General features: G+C 67.8%; 18 protein-coding genes. 6 read left to right on the top strand and 12 right to left on the bottom strand.

From position 1 onward, the window contains the following. The first annotated feature begins 27 nt into the window (after window positions 1-27). The 4 genes from BLW27_RS17340 (at window position 28) to BLW27_RS17325 (ending at window position 4,739) form a co-directional block, all read left to right on the top strand. A complete protein-coding gene (locus BLW27_RS17340; RefSeq protein WP_089885270.1) occupies window positions 28-2,208 on the top strand; it encodes a HAMP domain-containing methyl-accepting chemotaxis protein in 2,181 nt (726 codons plus the stop codon). 4 nt (window positions 2,209-2,212) lie between these two features. Beyond that, window positions 2,213-2,737, top strand: a complete 525-nt coding sequence (locus tag BLW27_RS17335; protein WP_177177968.1) for a chemotaxis protein CheW — start codon at window positions 2,213-2,215, stop codon at window positions 2,735-2,737. A gap of 62 nt (window positions 2,738-2,799) precedes the next feature. After that, window positions 2,800-3,675 (top strand): CheR family methyltransferase, encoded by an 876-nt coding sequence (locus BLW27_RS17330; protein WP_089885267.1) that lies wholly within the window; start codon window positions 2,800-2,802, stop codon window positions 3,673-3,675. Then, window positions 3,675-4,739, top strand: coding sequence for a protein-glutamate methylesterase/protein-glutamine glutaminase (locus BLW27_RS17325; protein ID WP_089885265.1), 1,065 nt, complete (start codon window positions 3,675-3,677; stop codon window positions 4,737-4,739). The genes BLW27_RS17330 and BLW27_RS17325 overlap by 1 nt, the downstream gene beginning before the upstream one ends. A 105-nt stretch (window positions 4,740-4,844) precedes the next feature. Here BLW27_RS17325 and BLW27_RS17320 read toward each other — a convergent pair whose 3' ends face one another. Then, window positions 4,845-6,830, bottom strand: a complete 1,986-nt coding sequence (locus tag BLW27_RS17320) for a putative bifunctional diguanylate cyclase/phosphodiesterase (protein ID WP_089885263.1) — start codon at window positions 6,828-6,830, stop codon at window positions 4,845-4,847. Between the two features lie 286 nt (window positions 6,831-7,116). Between BLW27_RS17320 and BLW27_RS17315 the strand changes: the two genes are divergently transcribed. Further along, window positions 7,117-8,349: a lytic murein transglycosylase gene (locus BLW27_RS17315; protein ID WP_089885261.1), complete on the top strand. Its 1,233-nt coding sequence runs from the start codon at window positions 7,117-7,119 to the stop codon at window positions 8,347-8,349. A gap of 201 nt (window positions 8,350-8,550) precedes the next feature. Here BLW27_RS17315 and BLW27_RS17310 read toward each other — a convergent pair whose 3' ends face one another. The 10 genes from BLW27_RS17310 to BLW27_RS17270 form a co-directional block, all read right to left on the bottom strand. Next, the gene (locus BLW27_RS17310) at window positions 8,551-9,021 is read right to left on the bottom strand and encodes a Dps family protein (RefSeq protein ID WP_089885258.1); all 471 of its coding nucleotides are present in this window, start codon (window positions 9,019-9,021) and stop codon (window positions 8,551-8,553) included. Between the two features lie 104 nt (window positions 9,022-9,125). Next, on the bottom strand, window positions 9,126-9,557 hold the full coding sequence (locus tag BLW27_RS17305; protein ID WP_089885256.1) for a hypothetical protein: 432 nt from the start codon (window positions 9,555-9,557) through the stop codon (window positions 9,126-9,128). Between the two features lie 53 nt (window positions 9,558-9,610). Further along, window positions 9,611-9,871: a DUF1289 domain-containing protein gene (locus BLW27_RS17300; RefSeq protein WP_089885255.1), complete on the bottom strand. Its 261-nt coding sequence runs from the start codon at window positions 9,869-9,871 to the stop codon at window positions 9,611-9,613. 77 nt (window positions 9,872-9,948) lie between these two features. Next, the gene (locus BLW27_RS17295) at window positions 9,949-10,431 is read right to left on the bottom strand and encodes a hypothetical protein (RefSeq protein ID WP_089885253.1); all 483 of its coding nucleotides are present in this window, start codon (window positions 10,429-10,431) and stop codon (window positions 9,949-9,951) included. Between the two features lie 5 nt (window positions 10,432-10,436). Then, complete coding sequence (gene hemP, locus BLW27_RS17290) at window positions 10,437-10,610, bottom strand: hemin uptake protein HemP (RefSeq protein WP_177177966.1); 174 nt, start codon at window positions 10,608-10,610, stop codon at window positions 10,437-10,439. Continuing rightward, window positions 10,607-10,777 (bottom strand): hypothetical protein, encoded by a 171-nt coding sequence (locus tag BLW27_RS21305; RefSeq protein ID WP_177177965.1) that lies wholly within the window; start codon window positions 10,775-10,777, stop codon window positions 10,607-10,609. The genes hemP and BLW27_RS21305 overlap by 4 nt, the downstream gene beginning before the upstream one ends. A 166-nt stretch (window positions 10,778-10,943) precedes the next feature. Further along, window positions 10,944-11,726, bottom strand: a complete 783-nt coding sequence (locus BLW27_RS17285; RefSeq protein ID WP_089885251.1) for a heme ABC transporter ATP-binding protein — start codon at window positions 11,724-11,726, stop codon at window positions 10,944-10,946. Continuing rightward, window positions 11,723-12,790: a FecCD family ABC transporter permease gene (locus BLW27_RS17280; protein WP_089885248.1), complete on the bottom strand. Its 1,068-nt coding sequence runs from the start codon at window positions 12,788-12,790 to the stop codon at window positions 11,723-11,725. Before BLW27_RS17280 ends, BLW27_RS17285 begins: the two co-directional genes overlap by 4 nt. A 3-nt stretch (window positions 12,791-12,793) precedes the next feature. After that, window positions 12,794-13,669, bottom strand: a complete 876-nt coding sequence (locus tag BLW27_RS17275; protein ID WP_089885246.1) for a heme/hemin ABC transporter substrate-binding protein — start codon at window positions 13,667-13,669, stop codon at window positions 12,794-12,796. Further along, window positions 13,666-14,706 carry a hemin-degrading factor gene (locus BLW27_RS17270; RefSeq protein ID WP_089885244.1) on the bottom strand — a complete coding sequence of 347 codons (1,041 nt, stop codon included), beginning with the start codon at window positions 14,704-14,706 and terminating at the stop codon, window positions 13,666-13,668. The genes BLW27_RS17275 and BLW27_RS17270 overlap by 4 nt, the downstream gene beginning before the upstream one ends. Before the next feature lie 197 nt (window positions 14,707-14,903). On the opposite strand from BLW27_RS17270, the gene BLW27_RS17265 reads away from it, so the two are divergent. Then, on the top strand, window positions 14,904-16,946 hold the full coding sequence (locus BLW27_RS17265) for a TonB-dependent receptor domain-containing protein (protein WP_089885241.1): 2,043 nt from the start codon (window positions 14,904-14,906) through the stop codon (window positions 16,944-16,946). 45 nt (window positions 16,947-16,991) lie between these two features. Here the strand turns inward: BLW27_RS17265 and BLW27_RS17260 are convergent, their stop codons facing one another. Next, window positions 16,992-18,458: a sodium:solute symporter family protein gene (locus tag BLW27_RS17260; RefSeq protein ID WP_089885239.1), complete on the bottom strand. Its 1,467-nt coding sequence runs from the start codon at window positions 18,456-18,458 to the stop codon at window positions 16,992-16,994. Between the last annotated feature and the right edge of the window lie 3 nt (window positions 18,459-18,461).

The following is an 18,461-nucleotide window of genomic DNA, read 5'->3' as shown; positions in this document are numbered from 1 at the left end:
ACAGGCTTGAAAAGAAAGAGCGAAACTATGCGGCTTACCATCAAGACAAAACTGATCGCGGTTTTTGCGGTCCTGATCGCTTTGCTCGGCGCGTCCAGCTTCATGGCGCTGAAGGAAGCTGCGGAACTGCAGGCAACCCTGGACGACATGGTGGAGGACACCGCCGCCCAGCTGGACGAGAGCCTGACGATGGAGGCCGCCGCCGCAACCACCATGAGCATTGTGAAGAGCTACCTGATGGAGCCCGACGATGCCGCCGCAACGGCCCTGGCAGAGGAAGCCGAGGCGGAAATCCTCCATGTGGCCGAAGCCATCGGCAACATGCGGCGGCTCAACCTCACCGAGACCGAGGAGGCTGCACTGCAAAGGTTCGAAGCCGAATGGGAAGAGTTCCTGGCTGCGGAGGATGAGATTCGGGAACTCGGCCTTGCGAAGACCAACGTCCGGGCGCTTGAAACTTACCAGACCCAGAGCGAGCCGGCCTATGGAATCGTCTACACGATGGTCGAAGAGATCGTCGCGAACGTGCGCGAACGCATCGCATCGGCAACCTTGCGCGATCCGCGGCTGGCGACGCTGGAAGAGAACGTCGACGCGTTGACGGACAACCTGCGCGCGCTCCACAGCTACGAGCGCGACCTGCTCATCGACAACAGCGCGGAGAAGATCGAGATTTCACAGGCCGGGATCGAAGCGGAAACAGCGTCCTTGCAGGACCACTTGGCAGCCGCGGAAGCAGTCGCGACCGGAGCCGACCGGCAGGCACTCGACTCGTTGAGCGTCGCCTGGCAGGAGTGGCGTGAACTGATGCAGGCGACGACCGAACTGTCGGTACAGAACACCAACACCCTCGCCAGCCGACTGCTGAAAGACCAACTGGAGCCGGCGTTCGACGAAAGCTTTGCAGCCGCCGCGGCCATGGCGACCATGTCGCGCGACAACCTCGGGTTGGCTCAGGACGACGCACACGCCGCCTATGCGACATCGCGCAACCTGCTCCTCACGCTCGGCGCAGTCGCCGCCACCATTGCGGTAGTGGCTGCCTTCTGGCTGTCGACGACAATCAGCCGCGGTCTTGCCCGTGCGGTGGAGGTCGCTTGCGAGGTCGCGCGCGGCAACCTCGATATCCATGCCAAGTCGGACAAGCGCGACGAGATCGGCGACCTGCTGAACGCCATGGACAAGATGGTCGTCGACCTCAGGGACATGAGCCGGGCGGCGGAAACGATCGCCAAGGGCGATCTCACCGCCGACGTCAAGCCGCGCTCGGACGAGGACCAGCTGGGCATGGCCCTGCGCGACATGGTCGTCAAGCTGCGCGACGTGATCTCGAACGCATCTGTCAGTGCGACATACGTTGCCGAAGGCGCGTCGGACATGTCGGCCACCGCCGAGCAGCTTTCGGCCGGCTCCAACCAGCAAGCCTCGGCGGCCGAGCAGGCATCGGCTTCCATCGAGGAGATGACGGCCAACATCCGACAGAACGCCGACAACGCGGCCCAGACGGAGAAGATCGCCAACCAGTCTGCCGAAGATGCGCGCCAGTCCGGCGAGGCGGTCGGCAACGCCGTCCGCGCGATGAAGACGATCGCGGACAAGATCAACATCATCCAGGAAATCGCCCGCCAGACCGACCTGCTGGCCCTGAACGCAGCGGTCGAGGCGGCCCGAGCCGGCACGCACGGCAAGGGCTTCGCGGTCGTGGCGTCCGAAGTGCGCAAGCTGGCCGAGCGCAGCCAGCAGGCCGCGGCCGAAATCAGCAGCCTGTCTTCGCAGACGGTCGAAGTCTCGGGCGAGGCCGGGCGGATGCTGGAGACCTTGGTGCCGAACATCCAGCGCACGGCCGACCTGGTCCAGGAAATCAGCGCCTCGACCCGCGAGCAGAATGTCGGCGCCGAGCAGATCAACGAGGCGATCCGCGAATTGGACAAGGTCATCCAGCAGAACGCCGCCGCCGCCGAGCAATCCGCCGCGACCAGCCAGGAACTGGCGGCACAATCGCAGCAGTTGAATGCGGTCATCGGCTACTTCACGGTGGCGGATGCCGGCAGGCACGCAGCGGCCGCGCCGCGACCCGCAAAGGCGGCCCCCAGTGTGGCGGCGAAGCAGGCGCCGAAGAAGAGCGCATCGAAGACGGTCGAAGCCTTCGATCTCGATCTGTCGTCGAGCGACGTTTCAGACGCCGACTTCACGCGCTATGCAGGCTGATCCCATGTTCGAGGACGAGGTCCTGAGCGAGGAGGCCGACGTGGAGGAGGACGAGTCCTCCACGTACCTCACATTCGACCTGGGCGGCCAGACCTTGGGTGTCGATGTCCGCTTCGTACGCGAAATCATCGACGTCAAGAAGATCACGCCGCTGCCCAACGCGCCCTCCGAAGTTCTTGGAGTCGTCGATGTCCGCGGCCAGAGCGTTCCGATCGTCGACCTGGGCCGGCGCCTGGGCGTCGCGCCGGGCGATTGGGCCGAGGAGGCCCGGATGGTGGTCCTCGAATTCGCCACCGGCTACCGTAACCGGCAGATCGGGATCCAGGCGGACCGCGTGCGCAACGTCGACCAGATCGCACAGAGCGAGATCGAGCCGATCCCACGCGACGGGTTCGCGCTTTGGGACGCGGGCGTCCTGCTGGGCCTGTCGCGCCGGAACGAGGATTTGATCGTACTGATCGACCTGCAGGGCATCTTCGGTGATGCCGGCGATGAGCTCGACCTGACCGCGGGCGCGGGCTTCTTCTGAGCCGCGGCGGACCTTCAGCGGGGGCCACACCCGGCTCCCGCACGGCAAGAAAGCGATCTTACATGGCAAACGCCATCCAGCCCAATTCTGCTCGTGCACCGGCTCCTCGCGCACCCAGGCTCGGCTCGACCGACATCGAAGATCTCGCGGCCTGGGCGCTCAGGCTGACCGGGATTACCCTGACCGAGCGCAAGCAGGAATTCCTTGCCTCCCGGCTTGGTCGCCGCCTTGCCGCAACGGGATCCGCCGATTACGCGGCCTACCTACGGCGCCTAAAAACCGACCCGGACGAGCACGCGCGCTTTGCCGAAGCGCTGACGACCCACACCACAAGCTTTTTCCGCGAAGCGCCGCAGTTCGAGTGGCTGCGGTCCGAGGGCCTGAAGGCGCTGACCGGCAGCCGCGGCACGACCCTTGAGCTCTTGTTCTGGAGCGCGGCGTGTTCCTCGGGCCAAGAGGGGTATTCTGCCCTCATGGTTGCAGAACAGGCGCGTCTGCACGACAATCTGCCCGCACGGGCGCGATTGCTCGGAACCGACATTTCGTCCCAGGTGCTGCGCATCGCGGCACAGGCGGTCTACGACCGCACACAGATCCGCGATATTCCGAAGGACATGCGGCCGCGCTTCCTTCTGTCCTCCCGCAAGGACGACGGGCGCTATCGGATCGTGCCGGATCTGCGGAACCTCGCCTCGTGGAGCCAGGCCAACCTCGTGTCGGGCGACGGCCTTGGCCGTTTTTCCGCAGATCTGGTCTTCTTGCGCAACGTCCTGATCTATTTCGACAACGAGATGCGCGAGGCCGCCATCGAGAACGTCGTCAGCCGGTTGCGGCCCGGTGGCTTTCTTCTGCTGGGACACACTGAAGGGTCTCACATCCGCCATCGCACCGACCTTCGAACGGTACGGCCGTCGATCTTTCAGAAGGTAGGCACGTGATGAGCCCACAAAAGAAGGTCCTGATCGTCGACGACAGCGCGCTGGTGCGCCAGACGCTTGCCGACATCATCAGCGCCCATCCTCGCCTGCGCGTATGCGCGACGGCCAACGACCCTTTCCAGGCCGCCGAGCGCATGCGCAAGGAAGTTCCGGACGTCATAGTGCTTGACGTCGAGATGCCCCGGATGGACGGGATCACCTTCCTGAAGCGCCTGATGGCGCAACGACCGATCCCGGTGGTGATCTGCTCGACGCTGGTCGGCGACAGCAGCGCGACCCACCTGGCCGCCCTGGAGGCCGGAGCGGTCGAGATCATCCAGAAGCCAAATCTGTCGACCCGCCGCTTCCTCGAGGACTCATCGATCCGCATTCAGGATGCGGTGCTGGCCGCATCGCACGCGCACCTGTCGCGCCGGCGTGTGATTCCGAACGAGGAAAAAAGGAACGCTGACGCGGTTCTGCCACAGGCGGCACCGCGGCGGGCGATGCTTCAGACGACGCACAAGGTGATTGCGATCGGCGCGTCGACCGGCGGGACCGAGGCCTTGCGCCGGGTGCTTCAGGCGATGCCCCGCACGGCGCCGCCGATCGTCATCGTGCAGCACATGCCGGAAGCGTTCACTTCCGGTTTCGCGCGGCGGCTGGACGAGCAATGCGAGATCACCGTTACCGAAGCGAAGACCGGCGACAGCGTGCTGCCGGGACACGCACTGATCGCGCCGGGATCGTCGCACATGCTGCTGACCCGAAGCGGAGCGAACTACAGGGTCGAGGTGCGCGACGGCCCGCTGGTCAACCGCCATCGCCCGTCGGTCGACGTGCTGTTCCGATCGGTCAGTTGCGTCGCCGGCGCCAACGCCGTGGGTGTCATCCTGACGGGCATGGGCGACGACGGTGCCCGCGGCCTGAAGGAAATGCGCGACAGCGGTGCCCGCACGCTTGGCCAGAACGAGGCATCCTGCGTGGTCTACGGCATGCCTGCCGAAGCGCAGCGCATGGGCGCGGTCGAGGAAGAGGTAGACCTGGACGATATCGCCGCGCGCATCCTTCGTCTCTGCGTTTGACCCATCCACGGGGGGACGTGCGGCGATCTTGGGCGCGGCCGCGCCGCTGCCGCTTCGGCAGTCGGGACACGCTGCAGCTTTGACGCGGCCCGGTTGCGCTCGCGGCTAGGTGCCGAAGTCGCGGCGATGAAAGTCGGCGATGGGCCCAGGTCGCCCGTAGAGATATCCTTGCAGCACATCGCAGCCAAGCTGCGTCAGGAGAGCCGACTGCTCGGCGGTTTCGACCCCTTCGGCGGTGATCTTCATGCCCAGGCGCTGCCCGAGGAGCACGGTTGTCTCGATGATGTCGCGCGCGCGCTCCGGGTTTTCATCCAGCGCACCCACGAACGAACGGTCGATCTTGATCCGATCGAACCCGTATTTCCACAGGTAGGACAGGCTGGAGAACCCGGTTCCGAAGTCGTCCATCGCGATCCCCACGCCCATTTCCTTTAGCGCGTCGATCTGCATTTCGACCGACCTGCTGTCGCCCAGTAGGAGCGATTCGGTGATCTCGAGCTCGAGCCGCTGGGCCGGCAAGCCGGATTCGTGCAGTGCCGCACGGACCGTCGGCACCAGTGCGCCGTCCTCGAACTGGACCGCTGACAGGTTGACCGACAGCGTGCATCCATCCTCGATCGCCGCGAATGCCGCGGTCGCGGTGCGCAGGACCCATGCGCCGATCTCGGAAATCAGCCCGAGCTCTTCGGCGACGGGGATGAAGATCGCCGGCGGAATCGGATCGCCGGCGTCGCTCCGCAACCGCAGAAGAGCCTCGTAACCGACGATTCCATGCGTGACCCCGTCCACCAGCGGCTGGTAGTGGATCTCGAACTCCTTCCGTTCCAGAGCCGCGCGAACGCGCGCCTCCAGCGCACGGCGGGCCGCCATTCGCTCGCCCATCTCGCTGCCGTAGACCGCCAGGTCGCTGCGCCCGGCCGCTTTCGCATGGTACAGCGCCGCATCCGCCTGACTGAGCGTCCGGTCCAGCGATTGCGCGCAATCGACCCGCGCGAGACCGATGCTGACGGTGCTGTTGATGCGCTTGCCGTCCAGGCGGAACGGCTCGGCACAGCGGCGCACGACGGCGTTCACGTGTTCGATCGCGGCGTCTTCCGAGGGGTTCCTGATACCGAGAACGAATTCGTCGCCGCCGAAGCGGGCCACCAGATCTTCGGGCCCGGCCTCGCTTTGCAGGATATGCGCGATATGGGTCAGAAGGGCATCCCCCGTGCGGTGGCCATGCGTGTCGTTGACCTGCTTGAAATGGTCGACGTCCACAAAAGCCAGCGCGTGCAACGTGCAGCGTCCGTCCCTTTCCGCGCGGGCTGTGAACTCGGCACGGTTCAGGAGCCCGGTGAGGGAATCGTGGCGCGCCAGAAACTCGACGCTTTCCTGCGCCTTGAGTGCCATGCGCCGCTGCAGGACGTAAGCCGAGGCGGGAAGCGATACCATCAGAAGGCACGCCGCGCTGAGGATCAGGCCGAAGGACCGGAAGCTGGCGGTGAAGAATGCGCGCGTCGCGGTGACATCGACGTAAACCTCGGCGACGCCGCGTATCGCGCCGGTGCCGTCGCGGATCGGCACGTAGGCCTCGGCGTGGAGGTCGGGCCGGTCCGTTCTGCCGGTGCCGTCGTCGACACCGGCCGTCGAGCGGCCGGTGCGCGCCACCGCTGCGGCTTCGGCATCGATCTCCGGCGCACCGCTGCCGGCCCCGCCGACGGGCGAGTCGTCCGACACGAGGACCAGCCGCCCGTCTGAATCGTACAGCGAGAAGCGGAAGATGGAGCCCACGGACCGTGTGTCGCGAAGAGCCTCCTCCTGCGCGGCATCGGGCAGCCCGGTCGCGATCAGGCGCTCAAGGTCTGGCACTTTGCGGGCCATGTGGCTTGCCCAACGCTCGGAATCCGCGATCGCCTGGCGTTTGACGACGTCTTCGACCGTTCGCTCGACCGCGATCGAGATCGCCATCAGGAGCGCCGCGGCTATGCTGAAGCCGGCCGCAAGGATTTGAAAACCCTTCAGCCCGCCCCCTCCGCCCGGCCGGTCGGAGGCGCCTGCCCCACGAGCCCGCGCAAGAGCGCCGGCCGCCTTGAACTTGCTACCGAACACGAATGCCCCCTTGGTCGACCGGTGGATGCCAAGCCGATGTCTTTGCCCGGAATACGGGCGTACGCAGTCGGACCGTAGACGCCGCAGGTTGACAGCTGGTGAAACCCGGCGCCGAAAAAGCTTGGATTTACTTCAACGTGGCGCCGGATCGGGCCCGGGTCACCGATAGATCGCGTAGCCTGGCCCGCCGGCTTGGCCCCCGCGGTAGCGAGATCCCGCCGATCGTGTCGACAGCGGGCGCGCGGCACTCCATCCTCGGCGTGACCATCCTGCGAAAGGGTCACGCATGTTCCGAATCCTGACGCTCATCCTCGTCCTGTCGGCATCGGCCGCGTCCGCGCAGGACCGCGCGGCGGTCGAGCGGCAGTTCCGGTCCTGGCTGCAGGGCGAAATACTGCCCGCCGCCCAAACTCAGGGCGTCAGCCGTGCGACCTTCGACGCGGCCTTTCGCGGGGTGACGCTCAACTGGGATCTGCCGGACCTCGCGCCCCCCGGCGCCGAGGTGCGGACGCCGAAGCGGCAGCGACAGGCCGAGTTCGGCGCGCCGGAGCGGTACTTCAATCGCGGCTCGGTCGACGGCGCGACGCGCATCGGTCGGGAGATGGCGCGCCGCCACGCCGCGACGCTGGCGGCAGTCGAGCGGCAGACCGGGGTGCCCGGCCGCATCATCCTGGGCATCTGGGGGCGCGAAAGCGGCTACGGCCGGGTCTCGATCCCGCACGATGCGTTCGAGGTACTGGGAACCAAGGGCTTCATGAGCACCCGGGCCGAGTATTTCACGCGCGAGCTGATCGCCGCGCTGAAGGTCGCCGAGGCTGGCCATGCTCCGCCGGGCGCGATGAAAAGCAGCTGGGCGGGCGCGCTGGGTCAGCCCCAATTCATGCCCTCGAGCTTTCTGGATTACGCCGCGGACGGCGATGGCGACGGCCGCGCCGACATCTGGCGGTCCGAAGCCGACACGATCGCCTCGATCGGGAATTACCTGGCGCGGCACGGCTGGGTTCCCGGGCGCGACTGGGGGTTCGAGGTGCGCGTCCCTGCGACGGTGTCCTGCACGCTGGAAGGCCCGGACCAGGCCCGCCCCATTGCGGACTGGGCACGCATGGGCATCGAGCGCGTGTCTGGCAAGCCGTTCCCGGACAGCGAGTTGCGCGGTATGGGATCGCTGCTGATGCCGGCGGGCCGCCACGGGCCGGCCTTCATCGTCACGCCGAACTTCTACGTCCTGAAGGACTACAACATGAGCGACCTCTACGCGCTGTTCGTCGGCCATGTCGGTGACCGCATCGCCTACGGCATGGGCGACTTCAGCGGCGAGTGGGGCGATGTGGACGGGCTGTATCGCTCGGACGTGGCGGCGATGCAGCGTGCGCTTCAGGAAATGGGGTATGACGTCGGGGGCGCGGACGGGCTTGCCGGGTTCAAGACCCGCCGGTCCATCGGGCGCTGGCAGGAGGCGCGAGGACAGGCCGCGACCTGTTTCCCCGACGCATCGATGGAATCGACCTTGCGGCCCTGAAACACCGGGCGCTGCTGTACGCGTCTCCAGCCGGGTCGGGGGCGCGCCCCGCGCCCTCCTGCTGCGCCAACCGTGTCGCCGTCAGGCGCGCGGTGCGCCGGACGCGACAGCCCCGCCCGATGGCGGCATGTGCAACCTTCGAGCGGGGCATCGCAGCGGCGAAGTCTGGTTCCGGCTCCACCTGAGGAAGCCGGTCAGCATTCACGCAAGATGTGCGCGCAGCATCCAAGCGAATTTCTCGTGAGCCTGTCCGCGCGCAATGCACAGGTCCTCAGTCAGCGTGTCGCCGTGGTTGGCGGCCAGTTCGCCTGCGCCGGCGATGGTCTCGGCCAAGGTCTCCTGCGCTTCCTTCATCAGGCGGATCATCTCCTGGTCGGCGGGGACGCCGTCGACCTCGGCCACCTTGGACCGCTTGATCATGCCCGCGAGCGTGCCTTCGGCATGCGCGTCAAGCGCCCGGATCCGCTCGGCCAGGTCGTCCTGCGCGGTGAAGTGATCTTCATAGATCGTCTGGAAAAGCGCGTGCAGCGGGCCGAAGGCCATGCCGGTCACGTTCCAGTGGAAATTCTGCGCCAGCATGGTGGTCACGGCGGTTTCGGCCACGCACTGGTTCAACGCCTCGGCGATCTGGGTCGTGGCGTCGGTGGAAAGGGTCTGTGCTGTCTGCGTCATCTGTGCCTCCTGCGTCGAAAAAGGGTGCTGGCTGGCGTAAGGCTTGCTTGCCCCGACCAAGGTATGACCGGCGAGACGCTGCGGCAAGACTCTTTAGAACATTTCTAAACCTGATCGAAATCCTCGGCCACCCGCTGGAGCAGGAAGACCAGATTCCGCCGCGCATGCTTCGGCACTCGCGAATGCAGAAGGAAGGTCGCGCTTGCCACGTCGTCGGCCTGAAGGCTGCGGACCAGCGCCATCAGCCAGGCCTCGTCGAACGACATCTCGCGCTCGCCCTCGCGGTAAAGAACCGGGCGGCGGCCCAGCGCCTGGGACAGGCATCTCATCAGCACGTCGGACGCGGCCTGCGCCGCCACCTGGCGATTGCCCGACATCGAGGCGCAGGCCCCGAACAGGTCGACGTAGCTTTTGCAGCGGCTGCTGCGCGCGGTGCGGCGCAGGTGATCCAGCACGGGGTCGGCCGGGCACCCGGGGCGCGCCGCGTCCTGCCGCGCCGTGCCTGCGCCTGCCCGTGCTGCCGTCGCACCGTCCATGTCCGTGCCTTGCCCGTCCCAGTCCGGAGAAGAAGAAATCGATGCGCCCATCGTCACGCCGCCTTACCGCCGTCCAGAACGGCCAAGCTGACCTTCTTCTTGCGGCATTTCTTGGCGTAGGCCGGCTCCCAGTGGCTGTAGCGGCCCATCACGGCCTGCTGCGCCACGACAAGCTCGACGAAGGCTTCGCGATGCGCGTCCTTCTTCAGCTTCTTGAACGCCGATTTCTGCGCCTTGGTCATCGAGCAGCCGATGCAATGGCCCTCGCGCCTGAACTTGCAGACGTCGATGCAGGGGCTGGGTACGTTTGCCATGGTGTCCTCGCTGGAGTGTTGAGCTTTCGGCTCTGTCTGGCTTGGTCTTCTTCGGTTCGGTCTGTCGCGCCGGTGGATCAGTGCAGCACGCGGCCGCTGCTCTCGGGCAGGATATCGGGATCGGCCGGATCGTGCCACGTCATGCGCTGCATGGCCCGGCCCACCTGCGCCGCCAGATCAGCCACCGGCCCGGCCTGGCCCGCCTTGACCAGCAGGCCGGCGATCGCAGCCGCCTCGGCCAGGTCGCCGCCCGCCGCTTCGCGCACCAGCGTGCAGAACAGCGCCTCGTCCACGCCGATGCAGGCGCATCCGCCGCCGTGCCGGACAAGAGGGCGGCGCGCGTTTTCACACAGGGTGACGAGCAAGGTCTCGAACCGGTGCATTTCCACCCGACCCTCGGCGCCTCCGAACGAGCGGGCGAAGCCGTTCCAGACCTCGGCCTGACCGGCGGGCCCTTCCATCCACGCGCGCAGGGACAGGATCAGCCCGGCCTCCCATGGTGCGAGGTCGGTCAGACGTCCGACCACCATGCTGCCGGGGCTGCTTTCGGTTTCGGCCATGTCCTTCATTTCGTCAGGATCAGCTTGCCAGCGCGGGTGATGCGCAGGGTATAGGTCTGCCCGTCCAGCACGATCTCGGCCTTGACGCCGTTGGCGATCAGGTCGCGCGCGTCGTAGATGGCGGTGCCGTCGGCCGCCTCGGCCGTTTGGGGATTCGGAACGCTGTGCATGACCGTCATCGCGCCTCTCCGCGCGGGTTCGCGCGGGCGCGCTGCATGTCGATCAGGTGCTCCAGCGAGAGACCGTCGGCACAGCCGCCTTCCGCGCTGGCATGGGCGATGTCGCGCCAGCCCGGTGCAGCCACGGGCTGCGGCGTCGGGCGGTTCGCGGGGTCGGATGTCGTCACGTCTTTACTCCTGTCCTTTGACATCCGGGCTGCCTGTGGCGGTGGCTGGGACGCGCGTCTGAAGACGCCTCACACAATGACCGACCGATAGAGTCGGGAACTACCTCGTCGATACCCTTTTCCGACTAATTCAGTCAAGAACGTTCACTGCCGACAACGGCCCGCCTCAGGCCGACGCGGCGTGCGGCAGGATATAGGGAACGCCATCCGGTGGCGGTGCCGAGACGCGTAAAGCGCAGCCATAGGCACGCGACAGGATGTCGTCGGTCAACACCTCGGCGGGTGCGCCGAAGGCGAGCCGCCGGCCCGCGGCCAGGATTGCCACGCGGTCGGCGAACAGCGCGGTCAGGTTCAGGTCGTGCATCACAGCGATCACGCCGCCGCCCGCCCGGGCAAAGGCGCGGGCGATCTCCATCACCTGCAGCTGGTGCGCGATGTCCAGGCTCGAGACCGGCTCGTCCAGGAACAGCCAGCGCGGGGTCCCGTCTTCGACCGGCCTCCAGACCTGCGCCAGCACGCGCGCCAGCATGACGCGCTGCGCCTCCCCCCCCGACAGCTCGTGAAAACTCCGCTCGGCGTAATGCGAAAGGCCGACGCGGGCCAAGGCCTGCATCGGCACCTCGGCGCGGTCGCCGGCGGTGCCGGAATGCAGGCCGATGCGGACGACTTCGATCACCGAGAAGGGAAATGCCAGCCGCGAGGCCTGCGGCAGCACCGCACGCTGGGCCGCAAGTTCCCAAGGCTTGGCCGAGGCGATGTCCGCACCGTTCAGCAGGACGCGGCCGCGATAGGGTTGCGTGGCGGTCATCGCCCCCAGAAGCGTGGACTTTCCCGACCCGTTCGGGCCGACGACGGCCGTGACTTCGCCCGGCCGGGCGGCAAGGCTCACGCCGCGGAGGGCTTCGTGGCGGCCGTAGGACACGCGGATGTCTTCGGCGATCAGGCTCATGACTCGACCAGACCCCGGCGCGTCAGCAGGATCCACAGGAAGACCGGCGCGCCCAGCACCGCCGTCACGATCCCGATGGGCAGTTCGGCGGGCGCGACGACGACGCGGGCGATCACGTCCGCGAGGATCAGCAGGATCGCCCCCAGCAGCGCCGCGTTCAGCAGCAACGTCCGGTGGTCGGGGCCCGAGGCCAGCCGCAGGAGGTGCGGCACCACGATCCCGATGAAGCCGATCCCGCCCGACACCGCGACTGCCACGCCGGTGGCAGCGGCGACGGCCAGAATGGCGACGGATTTCATCCGCTGCACGTCGATGCCGATATGGGCGGCCGTCGCCTCGCCCAGCGCCAGTCCGTTCAGGCCGCGCCCCAGCATCAGCGCCGCGCCGATCGCCAGCGCGATCATCGGCCCGGCAGCCAGCACCTTGGCCCAACTCGCCCCGGCGAGCGAGCCCAACCCCCAGAAGGTCAGGTCGCGCAGCTGCCGGTCGTCCGCGATGTAGACGAGGATGCCCGACAGCGCGCCGGCCAATGCGCCCAGCGCGATGCCCGCCAGCAGCATGGTGGCCACCGACGTGCTCCCGTGCCGCGTGGACACGCGATACAGCAGGATCGTCGAGCCCCAGCCGCCCAGGAAGGCCGCGAAGGGCGTCAGATAGTTGCCCGTCAGGCCGAGCAACCAGGCCGGCAGGAACGCGCCCAGCACGATCGCCAGGATCGCGCCGAGGCCCGCGCCCGCCCCGACGCCCACGATGCCGGGATCGGCCAGCGGGTTGCGAAACAAGCCCTGCATCGCGGCGCCCGACACGGCCAGCGCAGCGCCAACGAGCCCCCCCATGGCCAGCCGCGGCAGGCGGATGTCGAGCAGAACCACGCGCTCGATCTGGCTCAGGGCATCACCGCGCATCGCCTTGGCCAGCAGGTCGGTCAGCGTCACGTTCGTCGCGCCGACCTGAAGGCTCGCTGCGCAGGCCAGCAGCAGCGCGCCGGCCAGAATCCAGTGCAGCGCACGGGCGCGCGACAGCCGGTCTCTCGTGCGCGGCGCGGAGTCGACGATGGCCGTCACGGCTCAGCTCTCCTGCGCATAAAGCGCGGCGTTCAGGCGACGGATCGCCTCGGCGGTACGGGGGCCGAAGCTCAACATCAGCAATCCATCCATCCGGATCACCGACCGGGACTGCGCCGCCGGGGTCAGCCGGATGGCGGGCATGGCGAACAACTCGTCATCCGCGCCGCCGTGATCCGTGTCGTCGGCCCCGGCCCGATCCATCATCAGGATCACATCCGGCGCCGCCAGGCCGACGGCCTCGTCTGTGATCTGCTTGTAGCCCGCGTATTCGGTGACCGCGTTCACGCCGCCCGCCATGCGGATCAGCGCGTCCGCCGCCGTGCCTGTGCCCGAGGCGTTGATCTTGCCGCCTTGCGTGGACAGCACGAAAAGCACGCGCTTTTTCTCGGCTTCGGGCTGCGCGGCGTCGGCCATCGCGTCGACCAGGTCGGCCTCGACCTCGGCCGACATGGCTGCCGCCCGATCGGGCACGCCCAGCGCGTCGCCGACCGTCTCGATCTTGCGCAGGATGCCGTCGGCGGTCAGCGCATCGGGAATCTCGACGAAGTCCAGGTCCGCCGCACGGATCACGTCGATCGCCTCGGGCGGGCCGGCGCCTTCCTCGGACAGGATCAGCGCGGGCTCGACCGACAGCACGCCCTCGGGCGACAGCGCGCGCACGTAGCCCACGTCCGGCAGGTCGGTCACCTCGGGCGGCCAAGTCGAGGTGGCGTCCCGCGCCCTGAGCCGATGCCCCTGCCCCAGCGCCACGACGATCTCCGTCACGGCGCCCCCCATCGACAGCACATCCGCCGCCTGCTGCGCGCCCGCCGTGGCGGCGGTGACCGCCATCCAGAGACCGGCGCAGGCGGCGACACCCTTGGCCCCGCGCATCATGCCGGCACCGGCGCGCTGCAGGGCAGGGCTTGAACGATCCGGCCCCAGGCCTTGCGCGAATCCCGGCCCTCCTTGCCGACGCCGAAGACCTGGAAGATCATCCCGCCCTCGGCGTCGAAGGCCTCGACCGAGACGGCGGGGCCGCGCTGGGTGGGCTTCTGGACCGCCCAGACCTCGGCCACCATGTCCAGCCGCAGGTGCAGGTTGAAGCCGGGGTCCATCACGTTCTGCCACGGCCCCATGGGCTTCAGAGTATGGATCGGCCCGGTGTGGATCTGGATGCAGCCGCGATTGCCGACGAAGATCATCACCTCGATCCCGGCGTCGCGCACGGCATTCAGCATCGTATCGGCCGCCTGCGGGGCAAGCTGGCGCACGAAGGGCGCTCCGGCGGCCCGGTAGGCGCCGAGGCGGTTCATCTTCAGCTTCGAGCAAAGGCGCAGGAACTGGTGCGTGTCGGTCAGCCGCGCCCATTCCTCGCGCAGCACGTCCGCCTTGTCCTCACGAATCTTCGCGGCCTCGACCGGCTTGCGCGGCTCGACCTGCTGCCCGGAAGACTGGTCGTCGAGGGCCAGGTCGGCCACGATCCGCGACCAGACACCGTGGTTGGACGCCTCGCGCAGGTGGATCTTGTGCACCGCATCGCCCGCGGCATCGAAGACCTGAAGCGAGCGGCGGCCGGCCTCGTCGATCGCGAAGGCATGCACCCAGTGCGACGGAAAGATGCGCAGGTCGATGTCCTCGGTCAGCGTCATCGCCGCGTGCTCGCCGGGGTGGTAGTTGCCATAGGCGCCGACCTTCTCGTGCACGCAGGCCTCGACCCGGGTCAGGGCCATGACTTCGCCCAGCGCCTCGGCGGCGGGGACGATATCGTCGGGATGCGCGGCTATTCGCGTCGCGCCGGCGCCGACGCTGGCAGCAACAAGCTGCGCCTCGGCGATGCCGAGCGCGTCGGCGGCGTCGCGGGCACGGAGTTTCGGGTTCTCGGCCTGGAAGGCGCGGATCTGGTCGGGGGTCGCAGCGGCTCGCTGGGTCATGGGCATCCTCGGAGTGGAAGGCAGGTCCGATGGCTGCGCCCGATGCGTCCGGTGCGTGGCTGTCTTAAGTTACTTGACTATTTTAGTCAGAAAGGCTTAACGCTGCAAGCCGTTGCGATCGCTGCATCGCAAAATCACCCCCACCGCCGCGCCAGCCTCCGCAAGCTACGGCACAATTCGCTTCAAGGATGGCGCATATGATCACCCCCCTGTTGCGCGGCACGACCGCGCTTGTCTGCCTGTCGCTGGCCGTGCCGGCCGCCGCGCAGGACACCGGTGACCCCGGCTTTCTCGGCACGCTGATCTTCACCGCCGGCAAGCGCGACCTCACCTTCGGCACCGCGCTGGCCCGCACCGTCGTGGACGAGGAAGAGATCCAGGACCGGCAGGCCAGCACAGTCGCGCAACTGATCGACTCGGTTCCCGGCGTCACGCTGGTCAACGGCACGACGCCGCAGGGCTCCGGCATCAACATCCGCGGCTTCGGCGCCAACACCACCTTTGGCACCGACCAGAAGATCGCCGTGCAGATCGACGGCGCCAGCGTTGGCTCGGAGGAACTCTACCGCATCGGTACGCAGCTGTTCACCGATCCGCTGCTTTACCGCGAGGTCGAGGTGCTGCGCGGCACCATCGGCAGCTTCGCCTACGGGTCGGGCATCGTCGGCGGTGTGGTGAAGCTCGAGACCAGGGACGCCAGCGACTTCACCGGCGGCGTGCCGGGCTTCGGCGGAGCGCAGACGCTGGAATACAGCTCGAACGGCGACGGCTGGGTCAGCTCGACCAACCTGGCATGGATGCCCACCGAGAGCGCCGAGTTCCTGCTGAACTACTCGTTGCGCGACCAGGACGACCTGACCGCCGGCGACGGCGAGACCATCGGCAACAGCGCGTTCCGCACGCCGTCCTACCTGGCGAAAGGCACCTTCACCTTCGGCGAAAACGACGACCATTCGCTGAGCGTCAGCCATTCGCGCACCGTGGCGGACGACAAGGACGTGCCCTACGACCAGTTCGCCACCGACGGCGGCACGTTCGGCAATGTCGATCGGCTGACCGACACGGCGCAGACCGTGCTGGAATACCGCTACGACCCCGCCAGCGACCTGATCGACCTGCGCGCCAACCTCTCCTACGCCGACCAGGTGATCGAATACGACTACATCCCCGGCTCGTCCCCGCTGGAAGGCACGCCCGGCTTTCCGCGCCTCGTGGGCACGGTCAACGCAGATCAGCGCTACGAGACGACCAAGCTGACCGTCAGCAACCTTGCGTTGTTCGACACGGGCGCGGTGTCGCACGACATGCTGGCTGGCGCCGAGGCGCAGCACCGCGTGCGCGCGGACAACACCGACGCCGGTGCGCCAGGCGGCACCAACGACCGCTTTGCCCTGTTCCTGATAGACGAGATGACGATGAACGCCGTCACCCTGACGCCTGCCCTGCGCTACGAATCCTCACGCATCGAGAGCGAGAACGACCTGCCCGGCGTATCCGACGAGTACGCGAAGGACGCGCTGATGGGCGGGCTGGCTCTGGCCTACGATTTCGGCAACGGCCTGTCGGTCTTCGGCAGCGCCGCCTATACCGAAGGACTGCCGATCGTCGACGACCTGGGCACCAGCGCCACGGCGCAGGACCGCATCGACACGTCCGAGAAATCGCGAACGCTGGAGTTGGGTGCGGAATACACCGGCATCGACGTCTTCACGCAGGGCGATACCTTTTCGGTTCGCGGCAACGCCTACGAGACGGCCCTGTGGGACATCACCAGCTACACCGTGTCCGGGTCGACAACGACGACGCTGGAGCGGGTCGAGTCGCGGGGCCTCGAGCTCGAGGCGTCGTACGGCATGGACAGCGGCGTCTATGTCGACCTTGCCGGCCACTTGGGCGAAGGGACCGAGTTCAACCCCGACGGCTCGGACGCGGTCTGGCGCAACAGCCCCGCGGATCGGGTGCAGATGACACTGGGCCGGAAATGGGAAGACGCGCTTGATCTCAGCTGGGAGATGGTCCATGCCGCCGACCGCTTCGACGCGATGGGCGAGGATCTGGCCGACGTGACCGTGCACAACCTGCGCAGCACGTGGAGTCCCGCAAAGGGGCTGCTGGACGACACCGAGATCCGCTTCGGGATCGAGAACGCGCTGGACGCGGATTACGTCGGCCACCTGTCCTCGCCCAGCCGCAAGGCGCCCGGCCGGACCTTCAAGGTGTCGCTGACCGCAACGTTCTGAGCAGGCGTCCCGGCCGCCATGCGCGGCCGGGGCATAATCCGGATTCTACCAGACCCCGTGGGCGCGCAGCTTCGGCGCCAGCGTACCGCGGAAATCCAGCGCCTCGGGCCGCGGGCGCGTCAGCAGGCTGACTGCCACGAACAGCCCCCCCGACGCGGCGATCACGCTGCCCGCCAGCATCGGATCGAACACGCTGATGCCCGTTTCCAGCGCCATCCAGATCGCCAGCGCCGCGCCGCCCACTAGCGATGCAAGTGCGCCGGCGGCCGTGCCCCGGCTCCAGAAGAACGCGCCGACGATCGCCGGCACCGACACGACCAGCCCGGCCGCCGACAGCGCCGCCAGCTGGTCCACCACCGCCGCCTGCCGCACCGCGAACAGCGCCGCGAAGGCGATGACCAGGACGACCACGATCCGTCCCACGAAGATCTGCCGCGCCTCGCCCAGCGCGCGGCCCGGAAGGTCCCGCGCCGTCATCGACCCCAGCGTCAGCGCGATCGAGTCGAGCGTCGAGATCGCAGCCGACAGGATGCCCACAATCAGCAGCAGCGCCACCACGACCGGCACTGCCCCCGACGCCAGAAGCGCCGGCGTCGCCGCCGACGTGTTCTCCAACCCCGGCGTCAGGATCAGCGCGGCGAACCCCCAGATGACCGAGATCAGCGTGAAGATCAGGCCGAAGCCCAGCACCCAGAAGATCATGGCGCGCATCGCGCCAAGGTCGCGGACGACGAACAAACGCTGGCTGACCTGCGGATTCGACAGCGGAAAGAAGAACCACGGCAGCGACAGCGCCAGGAACGTCGGCAGCGCCCACAAGCCCGGCCCCGGCACGTCCAGCCATTCAGGGCGTTCCGCCTGCACCCGCTCGACGAAGGCGCCGGGCCCGCCGATCGCCGCTACGACGAAACCCACCGCCAGCAGCGCCGCGACCAGCATCACGGCCGCCTGCCCGGCATCCGTCCACGCGACCGAGCGCAGCCCCGCCAGCAGCGTCCAGAAGATCGCCAGCACCGCGCCGGTGGCCACCGCGAGTTCCAGCGTTATGGCCCCCCCCGTCACCTCGGACAGCAGCAGGCCGATCCCGGCAAGCTGCGTGGTGCAGTAGGGCATGAGGAACAGCAGCGAGATGATCGCGGCCGAACGCGCCACGGCCTTCGAGCCGTAGCGCCGGCCCAGCATCTCGGACGGCGTGACGATCCCCCATTCCCGCGAGGCCAGCCAGAAGCGCGGGCCGAAGACGACGAGCAGCGTCAGGCCCGAGAAATAGATCAGCTCGAACCCCAGCGCGCCGATCCCGCCGCGATAGGTCAGCCCGGTCAGCACCACCAGCATGAAAGCAGAATAGGTCGTCGCGGCATAGCTCAGCCCCGAGATCGCGCCGCCGATGACGCGTCCGCCGAGGTAGTAATCGTCCGCGCGGCCGGTGTTCCCGCGCGCCGCCGCGAAGGCGACGCCGCAGCCGATCAGCGCGAAGATCCCCACCGCCGCCCAGACCAGAACCGGAGCCATGTC

Origin of the sequence: Citreimonas salinaria, from assembly GCF_900107235.1 — a bacterium.
In the GTDB taxonomy this organism is placed as follows: Bacteria; Pseudomonadota; Alphaproteobacteria; order Rhodobacterales; family Rhodobacteraceae; genus Citreimonas; species Citreimonas salinaria.
This window is presented reverse-complemented; position numbering and strand designations above follow the sequence as displayed.